The sequence below is a fragment of the Vibrio sp. HA2012 genome, assembly GCF_002812955.1.
GTDB lineage: Bacteria > Pseudomonadota > Gammaproteobacteria > Enterobacterales > Vibrionaceae > Vibrio.
Genome location: NZ_PFXK01000001.1, coordinates 445,205 through 463,330, shown reverse-complemented (window position 1 = coordinate 463,330; position 18,126 = coordinate 445,205). Strand labels below are relative to the sequence as shown.

At 42.0% G+C, this 18,126-nt stretch carries 15 protein-coding genes; 8 read left to right on the top strand and 7 right to left on the bottom strand.

Annotation, left to right across the window (positions count from 1 at the left end):
* Nucleotides 1-29 precede the first annotated feature (29 nt).
* From rlmKL to rmf, 4 genes are all read left to right on the top strand, one after another.
* A complete protein-coding gene (rlmKL, locus tag CSW98_RS02155) occupies nucleotides 30-2,150 on the top strand; it encodes a bifunctional 23S rRNA (guanine(2069)-N(7))-methyltransferase RlmK/23S rRNA (guanine(2445)-N(2))-methyltransferase RlmL (protein WP_100798796.1) in 2,121 nt (706 codons plus the stop codon).
* Nucleotides 2,151-2,167: 17 nt separating this feature from the next.
* Nucleotides 2,168-4,090: an ABC transporter ATP-binding protein gene (locus tag CSW98_RS02150; protein ID WP_100798795.1), complete on the top strand. Its 1,923-nt coding sequence runs from the start codon at nucleotides 2,168-2,170 to the stop codon at nucleotides 4,088-4,090.
* Nucleotides 4,091-5,995 (top strand): DUF3466 family protein, encoded by a 1,905-nt coding sequence (locus CSW98_RS02145; protein WP_100798794.1) that lies wholly within the window; start codon nucleotides 4,091-4,093, stop codon nucleotides 5,993-5,995.
* A gap of 166 nt (nucleotides 5,996-6,161) precedes the next feature.
* Nucleotides 6,162-6,335, top strand: a complete 174-nt coding sequence (gene rmf / locus CSW98_RS02140) for a ribosome modulation factor (protein ID WP_100798793.1) — start codon at nucleotides 6,162-6,164, stop codon at nucleotides 6,333-6,335.
* A 154-nt stretch (nucleotides 6,336-6,489) separates the two neighbouring features.
* On the opposite strand, the gene fabA is transcribed toward rmf, so the two are convergent.
* Both fabA and CSW98_RS02130 read right to left on the bottom strand, forming a co-directional pair.
* Nucleotides 6,490-7,008, bottom strand: coding sequence for a bifunctional 3-hydroxydecanoyl-ACP dehydratase/trans-2-decenoyl-ACP isomerase (gene fabA, locus CSW98_RS02135; RefSeq protein WP_100798792.1), 519 nt, complete (start codon nucleotides 7,006-7,008; stop codon nucleotides 6,490-6,492).
* Between the two features lie 65 nt (nucleotides 7,009-7,073).
* On the bottom strand, nucleotides 7,074-8,729 hold the full coding sequence (locus CSW98_RS02130; protein WP_100798791.1) for a S16 family serine protease: 1,656 nt from the start codon (nucleotides 8,727-8,729) through the stop codon (nucleotides 7,074-7,076).
* Between the two features lie 186 nt (nucleotides 8,730-8,915).
* On the opposite strand from CSW98_RS02130, the gene matP reads away from it, so the two are divergent.
* Nucleotides 8,916-9,365: a macrodomain Ter protein MatP gene (gene matP, locus CSW98_RS02125; protein ID WP_100798790.1), complete on the top strand. Its 450-nt coding sequence runs from the start codon at nucleotides 8,916-8,918 to the stop codon at nucleotides 9,363-9,365.
* Nucleotides 9,366-9,379: 14 nt separating this feature from the next.
* On the top strand, nucleotides 9,380-9,688 hold the full coding sequence (locus CSW98_RS02120) for a DUF3634 family protein (protein WP_100798789.1): 309 nt from the start codon (nucleotides 9,380-9,382) through the stop codon (nucleotides 9,686-9,688).
* Nucleotides 9,689-9,848: 160 nt separating this feature from the next.
* Here the strand turns inward: CSW98_RS02120 and CSW98_RS02115 are convergent, their stop codons facing one another.
* Together CSW98_RS02115 and CSW98_RS02110 are read right to left on the bottom strand one after the other, a co-directional pair.
* On the bottom strand, nucleotides 9,849-11,942 hold the full coding sequence (locus tag CSW98_RS02115; protein ID WP_100798788.1) for an ATP-binding protein: 2,094 nt from the start codon (nucleotides 11,940-11,942) through the stop codon (nucleotides 9,849-9,851).
* A gap of 18 nt (nucleotides 11,943-11,960) precedes the next feature.
* Nucleotides 11,961-13,175: an FIST signal transduction protein gene (locus tag CSW98_RS02110; protein WP_100798787.1), complete on the bottom strand. Its 1,215-nt coding sequence runs from the start codon at nucleotides 13,173-13,175 to the stop codon at nucleotides 11,961-11,963.
* Between the two features lie 295 nt (nucleotides 13,176-13,470).
* Between CSW98_RS02110 and fnr the strand changes: the two genes are divergently transcribed.
* Complete coding sequence (gene fnr / locus CSW98_RS02105; RefSeq protein ID WP_100798786.1) at nucleotides 13,471-14,223, top strand: fumarate/nitrate reduction transcriptional regulator Fnr; 753 nt, start codon at nucleotides 13,471-13,473, stop codon at nucleotides 14,221-14,223.
* 174 nt (nucleotides 14,224-14,397) lie between these two features.
* The gene (gene uspE, locus CSW98_RS02100) at nucleotides 14,398-15,345 is read left to right on the top strand and encodes a universal stress protein UspE (protein WP_100798785.1); all 948 of its coding nucleotides are present in this window, start codon (nucleotides 14,398-14,400) and stop codon (nucleotides 15,343-15,345) included.
* 38 nt (nucleotides 15,346-15,383) lie between these two features.
* Here the strand turns inward: uspE and ttcA are convergent, their stop codons facing one another.
* From ttcA to CSW98_RS02085, 3 genes are all read right to left on the bottom strand, one after another.
* A complete protein-coding gene (gene ttcA / locus CSW98_RS02095) occupies nucleotides 15,384-16,277 on the bottom strand; it encodes a tRNA 2-thiocytidine(32) synthetase TtcA (RefSeq protein WP_100798784.1) in 894 nt (297 codons plus the stop codon).
* A gap of 89 nt (nucleotides 16,278-16,366) precedes the next feature.
* The gene (locus tag CSW98_RS02090) at nucleotides 16,367-17,245 is read right to left on the bottom strand and encodes a glucosaminidase domain-containing protein (RefSeq protein ID WP_100798783.1); all 879 of its coding nucleotides are present in this window, start codon (nucleotides 17,243-17,245) and stop codon (nucleotides 16,367-16,369) included.
* Nucleotides 17,238-18,083: a DUF2189 domain-containing protein gene (locus CSW98_RS02085; RefSeq protein ID WP_100798782.1), complete on the bottom strand. Its 846-nt coding sequence runs from the start codon at nucleotides 18,081-18,083 to the stop codon at nucleotides 17,238-17,240. The genes CSW98_RS02090 and CSW98_RS02085 overlap by 8 nt, the downstream gene beginning before the upstream one ends.
* Between the last annotated feature and the right edge of the window lie 43 nt (nucleotides 18,084-18,126).

The window sequence follows — 18,126 nt, the reverse complement described above, 5'->3', positions numbered from 1 at the left end:
GCCGGCAGTGTGCTGACAGAAAGGCCAAAATGAATCAATATTTAGCAATAACCTCAAATGGGTTAGAAAACCTTCTTGCTGAGGAACTTAAGCAGCTTGGAGTGACTGATCCCAAACCGGTTCAGGCCGGTGTAAGATTTAAAGCAGATAACCGGCAGATTTATCGTTGCTGTCTATGGAGCAGAATTGCCTCCCGTTTTGTTCGGATCCTGTCGGAGTTTCAGTGTCAGGATGATATGGATCTGTATCTGGCAGCTTCCTCAGTTAATTGGTCCTCTTATTTTCATAGTTCTAAAAGTTTTGTTGTGGATTTTAATGGTACTAACCGGGAAATTCGCAACAGTCAGTACGGTGCAATGAAAGTAAAAGACGCTATCGTTGACAGTTTCAATAAAAAGAATCTAGCCAGACCATCGATCAACAAGGATCGTCCGGATCTTCGTGTGCATGTACGTCTGCATAAGGATAAAGCCATTCTTGGTATTGATATGGTCGGAAGCGGTTTGCATCAGCGCGGCTACAGAACTGAATCAGGTAAAGCGCCATTACGTGAAACATTGGCAGCTGCTATTGTTATTCGTAGTGGTTGGGATGCGTCTAAGTCTTTGCTGGATCCTATGTGTGGCTCAGGAACATTGCTGATAGAAGCTGCCATGATGGCGGCAGGTATGGCTCCCGGAGTGCAGAGAAAGCGGTGGGCTTTTGAAGCCCTTAACGACTTTGAAGCGGATGTCTGGGCTGAGCTGAAATCAGAGGCCAATGTTCAGGCCAGAAGAGGCGTTAAAAAGGTCGAGCTGATATTCTATGGCTATGATAATGACCCGCGTGTGCTGTCAGTTGCCCGTGAAAATGCCAGAAGAGCGGGTGTTGAAGAGTTGATCCAGTTCGATAAAAGTGACGCTGCAACGTTAACCCGACCGAAGGACTTTACAGGAAATGGCATTATTGTCTGTAACCCGCCATATGGTGAGCGACTGGGAACTGAGCCGGGGCTGATTGCATTGTATACCGCCTTTGGAGCTCAGCTTAAAGCTGAGTTTGGTGGCTGTGAAGCTTCTATTTTCTCCAGTTCCGAAGAGCTGCTGAGTTGTCTCCGTATGCGTGCGGAGAAGCAGTATAAATTGAATAACGGCGCGTTACCCTGTCACCAGAAAAACTATTCTATTACGCAGAGGGCGGCAGATGAAACCGGTCATCAGGAATCGGTTGTTGCGCCTGATTTTGCCAACCGACTGAAAAAGAATCTAAGCAAGATTGGAAAATGGGCAAAATGTGAAGAGCTTGATTGTTATCGAGTTTATGATGCAGATCTTCCTGATTATAATGTAGCCATTGATGTTTACAGGGATTATCTGGTTATTCAGGAGTATGCGGCACCTAAAAATATTCCTGAAGCGAAGGCTAAACGTCGTTTAACTGACGTTATTCGTGCCGCTATTCAGGTTATGGAGATGGATGCGAATAATGTCGTACTGAAAACCCGTGAGAAGAAAAAAGGCACATCTCAGTATCAGAAACTTAGTGAAGGTTCTCGTTTTCTTGAAGTGCATGAATATGGTGTGACTCTGCGAGTAAATCTGTACGATTACCTCGACACTGGTTTATTTTTGGATCATAGACTGACGCGTAAAAAGATTGGCCAGATGGCGAAAGGAAAAGATTTTCTTAACTTATTTGCTTACACGGGGTCAGCAACAGTTCATGCTGCGTGTGGCGGAGCTAAATCAACCACAACGGTGGATATGTCTAAGACATATATTGAGTGGGCAAAAGAAAACCTGAAGCTGAATGGACAGGTAGGGCGTCAGCACCGATTTGAACAGGCAGATTGCCTCCAGTGGTTGGAAACCGCTCAGGGCGATTATGATCTTATCTTTATTGATCCTCCGACATTTTCAAACTCTAAACGGATGGAACAGAGTTTCGATGTTCAGCGTGATCATATCGAGTTAATGAAGCATTTGCAGCGATTATTGAGAAAGGGCGGTACTATCGTATTTTCTAACAATAAGCGCCATTTTAAAATGGATCTTGATGAGCTAAAAGCTCTGGGGTTACAGGCGGAGAATATTTCACCTCAGACTCTTCCAATGGACTTTTCCAGAAATAAGCATATCCACAATTGTTGGATTATCACGCATCAAAAATAAGATAGAACGGTTTAACAATGGCATTATTAACCATACATAACGCACAGTTGGCATTTGGTGACCATCCGCTTCTTGACCATGCCGATTTTTCTCTGCAGGAAAATGAACGGGTTTGTCTGGTCGGAAGAAATGGCGCAGGTAAATCAACTTTAATGAAAGTACTTTCCGGGGAAGTCATTCTTGATGACGGGAAGATACAGCTTACTCAGGATGTGGTGGTTTCCCGGCTGGAACAGGATCCTCCCCGCAATGAAGAAGGCACGGTACTGGATTATGTGTCTGGTGGCCTTGCCGGAATAGGCGAACAGCTTAGGATCTATCAGGATCAGCTTGATCTTGTGGCGTCAGAACCGTCAGAACAGAATATCAATCGTTTGGCACGAGTTCAGGAGCAGCTTGAGCATTCCGGTGCCTGGCGGTTTGAAGATCGGATAAAAAATGTTTTGTCTGCACTGAATCTGGATCCACACACTAAACTGACGGATCTTTCTGGTGGATGGCAGAGAAAAGCCGCTCTGGCTAAAGCTCTGGTGTGTGATCCGGATGTTTTATTGCTGGATGAACCGACTAACCATCTGGATGTAACGACTATTGAATGGCTGGAAACCTTTCTGAAGGACTTTCGTGGCTCCATTGTTTTTATTTCCCACGATCGGGCATTTATTAAGTCTATGGCAACCCGGATTCTGGATCTTGACCGGGGTAAATTGAGCTCTTTTCCTGGAAATTACGATCAATATCTTATTGATAAAGAAGAAGCTCTGCGGGTTGAAGATATGCAGAACGCAGAGTTTGATAAAAAGCTGGCTCAGGAAGAGGTTTGGATTCGGCAGGGGATTAAAGCTCGTCGAACCCGTAATGAGGGGCGTGTTCGTGCGTTGAAAAAGCTGCGAGAGGAACGTAAAGAACGCAGAGAAGTACAGGGGAAAGCGAATATCAATATTGATACAGGATCGCGTTCAGGTAAGATCGTTTTTGAAGCCGAGCATGTCAACTATTCAATTGCGGGTAAGCAGATTGTTTCTGATTTCAGCTTTAACATTATGCGCGGTGATCGGATTGCACTTATAGGACCGAATGGCTGCGGCAAGAGTACAATGCTAAAACTGCTGCTGGAGGAATTGAAACCTGAGTCAGGTAAGTTGCGTTGTGGAACCAAAATCGAAGTGGCTTATTTTGACCAGTACCGGGAGATTTTGGATCCGGAAAAAACGGTGATCGATAATTTGGCCGATGGTAAGCAAGAGGTTATGGTTGGCGGGCGTCAGCGCCATGCACTTGGTTATCTGCAGGACTTTCTTTTTTCTCCCAAAAGAGCAAGAACGCCGGTTAAGGCTTTGTCCGGAGGGGAGAAAAACCGTCTATTATTAGCAAGAATTTTTCTTAAATCCAATAACCTGCTGGTGCTGGATGAACCAACCAACGATTTAGATATCGAAACTTTGGAACTTTTGGAAGATTTGCTTGCCAATTATGAGGGTACGTTACTTTTAGTCAGTCACGACCGGCAATTTGTTGATAATACAGTGACAACCAGCTGGATTTTTGAAGGTGAGGGTAGAATCGAAGAGTTTGTTGGTGGGTATCACGATGCTCAGCAGCAAAGGGAACAGGTTAGACTGGCTCGTCAGGCTGAAATCGTACCGGTTATGCAGAAAGTGGTTGAGGAAACTCCCAAAAATAACCAACCACGCAATAAACCTAAAAAATTATCGTATAAGCTACAGCGCGAATTAGAAGCGTTGCCGGCAAGGCTGGAAGAATTGGAATCCGAAATCGAATCGTTACAACATCAGGTCAATGATTCAGCTTTCTTTTCTAAGTCTGTAGAAGAAACGCAATCGGTATTAAATAAATTATCTGCTACGGAGCAGGAACTGGAAACCGCCTTTGAGCGCTGGGAAGAGCTTGAAGCGATGCAACAGGAATTTGAACATTAAATGAGTAGTAAAACATTTAAATTATCGGCGTTAGCCACTTTTATTATGGCTGCCACACACGCTAATGCTGCGCTATATCGGGTCGTAGAGATTGAACAGCCATCAGGTACTGAAGCCTATGGCTCTGCTATTCAGACAGGAACGACAAGTTGTTTCACCAGTGATTGCGGTACAGGTACAGATTACCTTCTGGCTGGGGATACTCTGGAAGGTACGATGGGTTTTTCTTATAAGCAGGAAGTACCGTTTAATTACGATAATGGTTTTTATATCTTGGATCAGGATGATCTGGAAACTTACTGTGGTAGTGAACTGGGTTATAACACTTGTGAAAGCTGGGCATATTATCAGTGGTATGGGATTGATGGCGCAGGTGGGCTTTATCGTGAACGTGAGGCTTGGGATCTAGGAACCTATACCTCAAACGCGACGGCATTTATCAATGATAGTGGATTGAGCACAACCAGTTCGGTCAGTTCTCCGGATCCAGATGAAGATCCACAGGGAAGTACATCATCTCCTGAAAGCTCAACTAAAAACATAGTCATAAATGCATTGGCTGGAACGACCCCTGTGGGTAATACATCCAGTGGTTATTTTGATTTAAGTGGCAATTATGCACTGACCTATCGTAACCGGGGGTTCTATGGTTCTACACTGCTGCTGCCGTATCAGGATAGCAGTATTGTAGAAACGATGGGCCGCACGATGGCCTTCGATACATTTACTTATGGTGGATCCACGTATGCTGTTGGCTCTGCCGCCGTCGCAGTTTTTGATTATACAGATTCTGATAAAGATTATGAGGGGGATCTGGATACCTGTGCTTCGAGCAGTACGCCAGCAGCGCTGGAAGCTTGCCAGAATATAGCCTTTGCCCAGAAAGCCTATTATTGGGATGTTACTAGTGCCAGTGGTACTTCTCTTACTGGCGAGGTGGCTGTCGATTGGCACAGCAGTGTAACAAGTTCTAACCTTGATGAAGAATCAGCTGAAGCGGGTATTCGTGGTGTAGCTCTTGCTGCAGCTAGTGACGACTATGACTATGATGGTTTACCTGTAATGGTCGGGTTTAACTCTGAATACGATAGCAGCGACGATAACATTATGATGGAGGCGGCAGTCTTTTATCCGGCTTCCACCAGTAGTTTTGCTGTTGGCCCTGAAGCATGGAGTTCTGTTTTTATCTCCAATGCTAAGCTGCAAGATGGTGATGATTATATTTATAGTAACAGTATTGCTAAAGATATTAATGAGAATCTGTTGGTTATCGGGGAATCAAAGCGTGAAACCGCTGAAAGCGGTGCTTATAATAACCGCTTGTTTGTTGCTGATGCCAGTACGGGTTCTCCTAGTGCTAGCTATTTTAGCGGTGGTATCTTCTTTACCGGTGCTGGTGGTGAGGTAAATGCCATTAACAATTACAACGAAATTGTTGGCCAGATTGATGCTGAGACTCACCGGGAAGAGAGTGGAAAAAAACGTCGTCGTCGCGGGTTTATCTATCCATATAATGGTACTAACTCGGATTCTACCCGAATGGCGGTATTCGGCAATCAGGCATGGTTGTTGGATGACTTGACCAATGGTGGAACATACAGCAGCGATAATAATGAGTACCGCATTTTTAACGCTGCTGATATTAATGATGCTGGTGTGATTGCTGCATCGGCATTTAAGTGTAGTGGTGGATACAATTCTACTGCGCACTTTGCTACCTGTGACAGTGATGAGGAAGTCGTCGCGGTTAAGCTGGTTCCAATTTCGGGAACTTCCAGTTCAGATATTGTTGAAAGGGCGGATTCTGATAGCAGTTCTAGTTCGACTTCGCGCTCTGGTGCAGGGTTTGGCTGGATAGGCATTATGTTGCTTGGCTTTTTTAGCCTTCGGCGCAAATTTGCATAATTGCTAAACTTCAAATAGCACAGGTTCACAATTTTGAATCTGTGCTTTTTTTGTGCTTGAGAAAAATGTTTAGTTGGAGCAATCTTAACAGTGGAGTAACAAATACTCCATCAAGAAGTAATAGTCGTACGTTAGGAAAACAACTCACTGTATGAGGAACTGCACTATGAAGAGACAGAAGCGTGATCGCCTAGAACGAGCTCAGTCACAAGGTTATAAAGCTGGTGTAAACGGACGTTCAATGGAAGCGTGCCCTTATCAGCAGACGGATGCGAGATCGTATTGGCTAGGTGGATGGCGTAACGCCAGAGATGATATTCAGACTGGTCTCTATAAGTAATTAACCCTCCCATACACAATGTCGATTAAAGGAACAGACCCCGCAAGGGGTCTTATAAAATCACCTTAACGCACTATAACTAAATCTTTTGTTACAAATAAAGACAACTCGGAAGTTGTCTTTACTAAAAATAATGTACAAATAAAATTGTTTATTAAAAGCTGGATGTATCCTTAAAAAGGCCTACTTTCAGATCCTTAGCGACATAGATTTCTTTACCATCAACCAGTACCCGGCCATCGGCCAGTCCCATTACCAGTTTGCGGTTAATTACGCGCTTCATATTGATTTGATAAGTAACTTTTTTAGCGGTTGGCAGGATCTGACCGGTGAATTTTACTTCACCTACACCCAAAGCTCGACCTTTGCCTTCGCCGCCAACCCATCCAAGGAAGAAACCAACCAGTTGCCACATTGCATCAAGTCCCAGACAGCCTGGCATTACAGGATCCCCAGGGAAGTGGCAGTCAAAAAACCATAGATCAGGAGTAATATCTAATTCAGCTTCAATGTAACCTTTACCGAATTCACCACCGTCTTCAGTCATCAGGTTTACTCTATCCATCATTAGCATGTTAGGTGCAGGAAGTTGAGGGTAACCTTCACCAAACAGTTCACCTCGGCTTGAGGCTAGCAGGTCTTCACGATTATAGGAACTACGTCTGTTTTGCATTATTTTATCACTCCAGAATTTAGTACGAGCATGTTAGTGAACACGTGTATGCTAATCAAGTCCGATCAGTTCACAAACCGGTTCTTTATGCGTTGAATCAGTCCTTCATTCATCTCAGTTCGGGTAAAATTTTCAATACGCTCAGATATTCGACTTATAATGGTGTCGTCATCATCTCCTCTGAACTGCTTTCCTGTAATAAGGGCTATCGTTTCATCCACATTTTCCACTGACCAGATATGAAATTCTCCGCTGCGAATGCTTTCAATAACATCATTATTCAGAGAAAGATGTTTCAGGTTAGTTTTGGGTAAGATAACGCCTTGTTTACCTGTTAGTCCTTTATGCTGACACACATGGTAAAAGCCTTCTATTTTTTCATTCAGCCCGCCGACAGCCTGCACTCGGCCAAATTGATCCACCGCACCAGTAACCGCAATTTGCTGGTTAATGGGAACTTCAGAAAGAGCGCTGACAAGAGAACATAGTTCAGCGAGCGAGGCACTGTCTCCATCGACCTCACAGTAGGACTGTTCAAAAACGACAGATGCTGAATAGGGCAGTGGTTCATCCAGATCCAGAGCGCTACTGACAAAAGCCTGCATAATCATCATGCCTTTAGCATGCAGGTTTCCACCTAATTCGGCTTTGCGCTCAACATCCGTAATATCTCCGTCACCAAAATGTATAACACAGGATATGCGGGCTGGTTCACCATAGGAAACCGGATGTCCCGGAACTTCGATAACGGTTAGGCCATTGACCTGACCAACACATTCTCCTTCTGTTTCAATGAAGACCTGACCATCGAGAATATCATCAATTGCCCGGTTGGGCAGATAGGATTCCCGGTAGTATTTATTTTCTATTGCAGCGTTCAGATGTTCACCGGAAATCATTTTCTGCTCTGATTCCAGAGCTGCTTCACTAAGTAGAGAATTGTGCCACTGCAGACATAAGGGCATAAACTCTTGATCTTCACATTCACGGGCTCCAGCTGCAACCAAGCGCTGTAATCCTGAACATTCCAGCAATGGCAAACGAAATGATTCACACAAGCCTTTCAGATATCGAAGATAGGATTCAATGGAGTCTTTGTGTATTTTTATATCAAGCTCAATTTCAGTGAAAATGCAAAATCCGGACTGAATGTCTGAATCAAAATAGTCCAGTTCGCTCATTTGCTCTCGATCGCCGATGACGATTAGCTTTACATCTACTTTATGTGATGGTGTTTTGTCCGCAATATGCTTAGGGTCAACACTGATCGGTGAAAATGCTTCTCCCAGAAGGGCTGATTTCAAGATCATCCAGGAAGAGGGGTTTGCCATGATCAGGTTTGCAGAGACAACCAGATAGCCACTATCGGCTTTTTCCAGCAGTCCTTTTGACTGAGACACCACCTCACCGTCTTTTGCTTTGTAACGTCCCAGAATAGATTCTATTTCAAGCGTTTCTGCTTTTACAACGGTATGTTTTTTGTTTGCTAATGATGGATCTTGTATCGCATTAATAACAGCATTTCGGTAAATCGCATTATCCGGAGAGTTAATTAGCAGTACTTTTGTCCAGTTTTTCAACTGTTCGAAGCGAAGCAATGCTGCACGAAGCCTTGGCTGCATATCTAAGAAGGATAGGGAGCGGTAATCCGCCAACTTATTGAAATATTCCAGATAACTATCTGTCTGAGGTGTGACGGAACGCCAGTCTTCTTGAATCATTGAGATTTAATATAAAAAGGAAATAAAGAGCCTGATTATACACTTTAGAGTTACCGGGCACAGGTAAATTTCGAGACCTTGCTACGTCTAACAGAGAAATAGTTAACATTTTTTCCAGTTGCAGGTTGCTCAATAAGTAAGTTAGGGTTACGCTGTCACCAAAAGGTAAAAAATCAGGGACTTACGATGAAATATCAACAGCTTGAAAATCTCGAATGTGGTTGGAAATGGCAGTATCTGGTAAAAAAATGGAAAGATGGAGAATCTATTACCCGGCACATTGATACCAGTGAAGTAGACCATGCTATTCAACAACTTAAAATGCTTGAATATGAACCAGTAAAAGTTCTGGAATGGATTGATAAACATATGTCTTTTGAGCTGGATAATAAGCTTAAACAAGCGATTCGGGCAAAACGAAAAAGACATTTTAATGCAGAGCAACAACATACGAAAAAGAAATCCATTGATCTGGATTATCGTGTTTGGGAAAAACTATCGAACCGCGCCACTGAACTAGGCTGTACGCTATCGGATGCTATCGAATACTTGCTTAGTGAAGCTTCCCGTAGTGAAAAAGCCAGTCTGGCGGTCAGTAGCCTGAAAGAAGACCTCAGTAAGCTTTTATCTGAGTAATAAAGGGAGTTTGTATGCTTTACGTCATAGCTATAGCAGCATTGTTAATCTTGTGGCTGGTTGCCGTTGATCGTCCAGTGATGAGGCTGATATTTAAAGATGGTGAATTAGATAAGTCCTACGGAAACATTCCACAGGGATTTGGACAGAACTGCAAAGAAATTGCCAGAAAAACACCGTTTACAGGCACAATTAAAGTGTATTCAACACGTTCAGGTAGCAAATTAACGTTCACCAAATCGGTGCCACACAAGATCCAGCAAAGAATCCGTAACGTATTTCCACATCAGGGACTCAAGCATAAAGGAAGGAAACGAGCTTAAATACCAACACCTCATCTTAAAGTGCGCATTAGGTATATTATGTTAAATTTACTGTATTGGTAAGTCTGTTTGATTCGTGTTTTCTGTTAAACGTTATCGTTATATTTGTTGGCCTTAGGAGTTAAATTGTTCCGATTCGATTACTCGTTCTATTTAAGTGTTAACGGTTTGAATAACCAGAGCGTGTATTAATGATCTTTTCTAATTCCTTTGCTCGGATAGGTTTTGTTATAAATGCATTCATACCGGCTTCCAGACAGTCGTATTTATCGGTTTCCATGGCATGAGCTGTTAGAGCAATAACGGGTAATGTTATTCCTGCTGAACGTATTTTTCTGGTTGCAGATAAACCGTCCAATACTGGCATAGACATATCCATAAACACCAGGTCAATATTCTTCTCTTCCTTGAGCAGTATATCCAACGCTTCCTGACCATTATTCGCGAGGATTACTTTATGCCCTAGTTTATTCAGCATAAGTTTGATGACCATTTGATTGGTTTTATTATCTTCTGCTACCAAAATTTGTTTGGAGGTTATTTTTTCATTGCGGACTTCTTGCTGAAGAGAATATGGTGATTGATTTGGGGCTATGATTGGTATTGTGACGATAAAGTTGCTTCCCTTCCCTTCAATGCTATTTACCTTGATAGTGCCACCCATTAAATCAAGGAGCTTTTTTGTAATTGTCAGTCCGAGCCCTGTACCGCCAAATTTTCGTGTAATCGTACCATCAGCTTGTTTGAACGGTTGGAAAAGCGTACTGATAGTATGCTGGGCTATACCTATGCCTGTATCATGAACCTCAATATACAACTGCTTCATGTCTTCCTGATGAACCCGAATGCAGACTTTTCCTTCTGCGGTAAATTTGACAGCATTACCGACAAGATTGAATAAAATTTGTGACAATCGGGTTGGATCAATCCAGATAGTGTCTGGAATATCATCTGTAAACAGTGTTTCCAGCCAGATATGTTTTTTCTGTGCATATGGTAGATGATGCTGAACACTGTTGGTAATAAGCTCTTTCAACTGACTGTGTTGATTATCTAAAGAAAAATGTCCGGACTCTATACGTGAAAGATCCAGAATATCACTGATAATAGCCAGTAATAATTCTGCTGATAATTCCATTTTCTGCAAGATATGCTGCTCGTGAACGACGGGGGCATGTTGCAGAACATCAAGTAACCCCAAAACGGTATTCAGTGGTGTTCTTATTTCATGGCTCATCATAGCCAGAAATTCAGATTTGGCTCGGCTTGCTTCCAGAGCTTCCTGTTGTGCTTTCTTCAGATCAGATAATTGCTTTATTTTAGCAGTAATATCTTTTGCCGAACCTCGATAGCCAAGAAAATCACCACCATCTGAATAGTATGTTCTGCCACTGATACTTAGCCATTGGCTATTATTACCAATGCATATTTCCTGTTCTCTGAAAGCATCCCTGTTTTCAATGGCAGCAATAATCTCAGTCAGATTGTTGCGTACATTACAATCACAGGTGCAGGAACAAAGAGTATCCTTCAGGTTATTATTTTTAATGGTCAGGAAATCAATATTATCATTGCCGTAATAGGTAAAGTTAAGTTCTGCGTCGGTTTCCCATAGCCAGTCTCCGACGCTATTGGCAAAATCGTGAAACCGTTGTCTGTTTTGCAATAATTCTTCTGTACGAGCCATAACCAGAGACTGTAATCTCTCTTTATGATCAATATCGATAACAGCCCGTTCGATAAGTGGACGAAATCTCTGCAGAATATTTTTGGACTTGATGGTGATCTGTCCCTTTTCTTTACTGATTAGAATAATAAGAGACTGACTAATTTCCGTACTTATCCCTATGATTAGGGCACTTTCAAGTTGCATCCGGAGGCTATCCTCAAGATGGCTGAATTCATCAAACTTTCTGGGTTCATACAGCAGGATGCACTCACCTTGCAATGCTCGGGTAAACTTACTTTCTTCTTCCCAGAAAATGCCGTCATAAGTATTATTTGTACTTAGAAGAGTTGAAAACGGTTCTTTTCTGTCTGTTTTCATTAAGACGAGAGCATCATCAAAACAGATATATTTTCTGAGTACGTTCAGAAGCTCATTAAAAATTTGTTGCCGGTTATTGGCATTACTAATCGCTGAGATTGTAGTCAGAATGGCCTGATTTTCTTCTGCCAGCCGGCGTTCTCTTTCTGTACTACGACGAAGTTCCTGCAAAGCTTCCTGAAGTGATTCTTGCTCAAGTATATCCATATTGATACCAGTTGTGATTTAACTTTCTACAGCATTAGCATAGAACAAGGCAGTTGAGGCCATAAGATTACCATGTACGTTTTCTTCGTTAATGAACCGTCCCTGTTCACCGAATGTAAAAGGACAGATGAATGGTTTCTTTTCATAAGCGATACGTAGTAACTCGTATACCTCATCCATTCTATCTTTCACTAATACCATGGAACCGGCACAGAAGATATTTATCCCTCCATTTAGAGGTGAATTAAATATATTTTCGTTTTTGGCTGCTTCAACGACTCTGCTGGAACGTTTTACTAACAACTCTGAAGAGCCCTGCATCAGATAAAGATGATCCCCTTCTTTAATGTCAGAGAATACATGGATTCCTCCATCTGCCGTTGCTTTTCTGAGATGTGATAACTTATAAAATGGCTTATCGTACAGATAACCAACTATTCTACCCAGAGGATAAGCCATCGTTTGGTCAAATAGATAACGTCCTGTCCGGTATTCTCCCGAACACTCATATATCCATTTCTGATAAGTATCCAAAGCAGGCTGATGATCTATTTCATACAGGGTTCTGCCTTCTACTTTAGTTGCAATTCCATGCATCTCCGTCGGTAGATATCCGCTGCTGAAATATGTTGATATTGCGGTTGAAGGATAAAATACCGACACAGATATACCTACCTGAGCCGTACCTTGTTCGGTCAGAAACGAGCAACGCTCGAAACTGCCGTTATCTGCAGCACTTCCACCAATTAGGGGAATATGAAAACCAAATTTATTTTTTATTGTTTCAATAATCAATTCTTCATAACCGACAGAGGCGTGTAAGAGCAGAAGACTGGGTAATTCCCCTCTTCTATCGGCTTTCTCTATCGCTTCTTCTACCAATTGATTGGTACATTCAACAATATTGATGGTTGTCATATCTGATTTTGATCTGAATGTAGTTAATGCAGTTCCATATGCTGATGAACCAGTGTCTTCAATAGCAAGCAGTGCGATGGCCGGTGCAAGATGGTAGCCTTTATCCGTCATTACTCCCCGGCAGGAACTACATCCATGGAAGTTAACGCCGGGAAATGCTTTACGCAGAGCCAGCGACAATACTTTTGCATCATAATTTTCTGTGTAATAACAAACCATAAATGAGGGTTTGATGGTTTCAGAGAACTGTGACTTAAGCGAAATAATCGCATCATTGATATCTGTGTTCTTTGAAAAGGCGGAAGCCAGTTGCATATTTATATAGGTATTTTGTATAAGTTATTGTTAGGTTATATCTTACAATGAAATAAAGCGTAAGTATTTATGTGCCTAAATATGCGTTATTTTGCAAAATAACCATTCATATAAACCTTGTTGCCTATTGGTGGGGGATGCTAGGGTCTTTACAAGGAAGGTCTGAAATTCAAATTTATGTCATATTTCCTAAAAACTTATATATCCACTTGTTTAACAAGGCTTTTTTTAACTACCTTTTAACTATCGTCAATGCTAGAATATTGATGTATATCAAATTAGCAGTCTGGAAGTTATGATTTCTGAAAAAACTATAGTAACAAAGAGAATTCAATCAGGTGGTTGTGCTATTCACTGTCAGGATTGCAGCATCTCTCAGCTTTGTATTCCCTTTACGCTAAATGATACCGAACTGGATCAGCTCGATCAGATTATTGAAAGAAAAAAGCCGATTCAGAAAGGACAGGAGTTGTTTAAAGCCGGGGATGAGCTGAAATCGCTTTATGCCATTCGTTCCGGGACGATTAAAAGCTATACGATAACTGAGCAGGGAGATGAACAGATTACTGCATTCCATCTGGCTGGTGATTTAGTTGGGTTCGATGCCATCAACTCCAACTTGCATCCTTCTTTTGCTCAGGCTCTGGAAACTTCAATGGTTTGTGAAATTCCTTACGAAATTCTGGATGACCTTTCAGGAAAAATGCCAAAGCTTCGGCAGCAGATTATGCGTTTGATGAGCAGTGAAATTAAAGGTGATCAGGACATGATCCTGCTGCTATCAAAGAAAAATGCAGAAGAAAGGCTTGCTGCTTTTCTTTATAACCTTTCTACTCGCTTTTCTCAGAGAGGTTTTAGCCCGAGAGAGTTTCGTTTAACGATGACCCGAGGGGATATTGGTAATTATTTAGGGCTGACTGTCGAAACCATAAGCCGGTTACTCGGTCGTTTTCAGAAGTCCGATATTCTGAGTGTAAAAGGTAAATACATTACTATTCTCGATCATCAGGCATTAAAACAGTTAGCAGGGATTTCGCCAGCTCAGTAGCAGACTTTTTCCTCTTCTTCCTTTTATTTTGCAAAAAGTGGCTCATTAATGAGCCACTTCATGTTTCTTCCCCTCTAAGCTATTTTTTTCTAATATATTTTTTCCAGATGCGCTACATTTACAACAGTAGATCAAGTTAACTCTTTGGTTCTGCTCCATAAAAAAGGAGTTATTATGAGTATATACAGCAAGATCCTCGTCATCGCCGATGTTAACAACGAAGCACAGCCAGCTCTGGCCAGAGCGGTTCAACTTTCCCGAAAAAGTGCCTGTAAAAGCCACATCACTTTCTTTTTATCTATCTATGATTTCTCTTATGAAATGACATCTATGTTGTCCAGTGATGAAAGAAATGCCATGCGGAAAGGTGTGATTCATCAGAGAGAAGCATGGATGAAAGAAGTCGCTGAACCTTATATTAATGACTCCATTGATTTTGATGTGAAAGTGGTATGGCATAATCGGCCGTATGAAGCCATTATCAGTGAAGTATTTGAGGGCTCTCATGATGTTTTATTGAAAGCAACTCGTAAACATGACGTGCTTGAATCAGTTATTTTTACCCCAACTGACTGGCACTTACTGCGGAAGTGTCCATGTCCGGTCCTGCTGGTGAAAAACCACGACTGGCCGGAAAATGGCAATATTCTTGCTTCCGTGCATGTGGGGTCTGAGAATCCGACCCACCAGGAACTGAATGATGCAATGGTTGAGCAGTTAAAAAGTCTGTGTATTCGTCTGGATGCTAAACCGTATCTGATTAACTGCTATCCTGTTACTCCTGCAAATATCACTATCGAGCTGCCGGAATTTGATCCTGCAACTTATACTGATGCGGTACGTAGCCATCACCTAAAAACAATGAAAGCTCTGAGGCAAAAACATGAAATTGCAGAAGAGCAGACCCGGGTCGAACAAGGCTTGCCTGAGGATGTGGTTCCTCAACTGGCAAAAGAGCTGGATGCCGGGCTTGTGATTTTAGGAACAACCGGACGTACAGGATTATCCGCGGTATTTATCGGCAACACTGCCGAACATGTGATTGATAAGATCAATTGTGATGTACTGGCATTAAAACCTAAAGGCTATATCAGCCCTCTGGATCCTAACCAGAGCAATTAAGCGTATTTTATGAAAAATCCCCGGAAACGGGGATTTTTTTAGATATTGGCAACATCAATAAACATAGATTCATCAATATTGGTGGAAGAGACAACCGCCTCTGAAAATTGATATTCAGCTCGGTTACCTTCTCTGTCTAACGGAAGATCAACAAAATCGAACAGTTCTTTGTCAGCTAACTGGCTTGGGCTAACATTTTGCAGTGATTTAAAAATACTCTCTACCCTTCCTGGAGTTTTCTTATCCCATTCAAGTAGCATAGCCTTAATGGCCTGACGCTGAAGATTTTCCTGAGATCCGCACAGATTACATGGGATAACCGGGAAAGCCTTATATTCAGCATAGCGTATAAGATCTTTTTCTCTGCAGTATGTCAGTGGGCGAATGACGATATTCCGGCCATCATCAGAACGCAGCTTTGGTGGCATTGCTTTCATTCGTGAACCATGGAACATATTCAGAAACAAGGTCTCGACAATATCATCAAGATGGTGACCGAGAGCTATTTTAGTGGCTCCTATTTTTTCGGCAAAAGAGTATAAAGTACCACGACGTAGCCGGGAACATAAGCCACATGTAGTTTTACCTTCCTGTATTTTCTCTTTAACGACGGAATAGGTATCTTTATCCACGATATAGTATGGGATATTCAGGCTGTCGAAGTATTCCGGCAGGATATGTTCAGGAAATCCGGGTTGTTTCTGATCAAGATTTACAGCAACAATATCAAACTTAATCGGTGCTGCTTTTTGCAGATTTAGTAGAATATCCAGCATGGCAAATGAGTCTTTGCCCCCACTGATACATGCCATTACAACATCATTTTCTTCAATCATATTGTAATCAATAATGGCATTACCAACGTTTCTCCGCAGGCGTTTTTGGAGTTTGTTGTATTCTAAGGTCTCTTTACGGGTATCTTTCTGCTTCATTACGACTTCTCATATTTCGACGGTGTCGATCATTGACTTCCTGACGGATTTTTACAGGGCGTGGATTATACGCATTTTGGAATAAAATTCTATTGCTGCCAGAACTCGTCGTTATGCCTAATCATTGCCTGCAAATCATCAACGTAGTCCTGCCCTCGTTCTGAATACCGTATTAACCCATTAGCCAACTGTGTTGCAGAATCACTGCTTAGAAGATCCCCGCCCTGTTCTGCAATATTTGCCCGGATATTTCGTAGTTCTGAATAGGCCTGATTGCGGTTCACATTCATAAAATAACGATGAATAGACTCTGCTGCTGAAGGAAATTTTGCCACTTCGTGTGTTGCACTATCGTTTCTCTGCAGAGGAATCAGTCCACAGCCTTTCTGATAACACCACTGGCCAAAATAGTTATTTCCCTTTTGCGCAAATCGGGATGTCCCCCATGCGGATTCATTCGCTGCCTGAGTCAGTACCAGAGTTTCGGGCAATACATTGACTCGTTTTTTCATCTCATTCAGCCAATTCTGAGTCACGTTACCTTTATGCAGGGGCAACTGATATAATTTAGCCAGTTTTTCGGCCGATTTTAGCTGCGACTCTGTTAGTTGGTTAACCGTGAGACTTTCTTGTATACCGGAAATATAATGTCGTTCGTTAAGAATTCGTTGATTTTCAGCCTTAATCCCGGGAACGAGATAAGCAAAAAATGCTCGTTTCTTCTCTGTTATATCGAGGATAGCACCAAAATCAGGCTTTTTGCCTAATGTAACTAAAGACGGAATCACCAGAATATCTTCCTTTGATTCAGATTGATTCGTGGTGTGATAAACACAGCTTATCAGGGCTATGGACAATACCAAAGCAATACTGAGTTTATACCGGTTCTGTATGGGATGAGTAGTTTGTAAATTTATCAGGCCGGATAACCGGGTATTTTCAAACAACTTTGCTACAACTTTATGCATTGAAAATATCAGAATCCTTATTGTCAGAATGTGTTGATGTCGGGGTGTTTTCCGTGTTTTCCGGACCATGTTCGGAGTCATCATTATCCGTCGTAATGATTTTCAGTGTGATACCGAACATATTGCGATAGATAATGCCTTTTACATGAAAGTAAAGTGGCAGAACAAAAAGCATCGGAATGCCGTAGAAAAAGGTTGAAAACGCAAATAAGGCCATGATAACAAGGTAGATTGTAATCAGTGGAATGAGCTTCTTATTCACTGCGCGAAGTGATAGTAAAAGTGCTGATATTGGGGCAATGCGTTTTTCACAAATCAGAAGCGTGGAATTACTGAAAGCGACGGTCAGGTAAAGTGACAGAGCAAAAAAGAGCTGTCCGGCTACTCCCTGACCGATAAGAGCCATCATTGTGGCCAGAATAACAGGTACTGTAAACTGCAGGCCTTTGAGTATATGTTTCGGTTTCGTTTTTAAACCGGCGGCATGACTCATACCCATCAGACAAATTCCGGCATAAATTGGAGCACTGATAACTTCATAGCTGAAATTGGCGATCATAATGGCATTAAGAACACCGGTATTCAGACTCTCCGGTTGTGCCATTATGTTGAATAATAATGTGATAGGATCACCAACTTGTAACTGAAGTGCGATATAAAAAATACTCACTTGCACCAGTACTAAGATAACGATCGAAGGCATAAACGAAGCAAAATGCTTTAAGGTATGTTTTATGGCTTCTCTGAAAATAGCTATGGGGTTTAGCTCGTATTTTCCGGACAATGCAGTTTCAATGGAACCACCTAAAATAAAGCTTTTTTCAATGCTATGCGTCATAACTACGTATCTAATATAAAAATTCCGTTGATTATACTAAGGT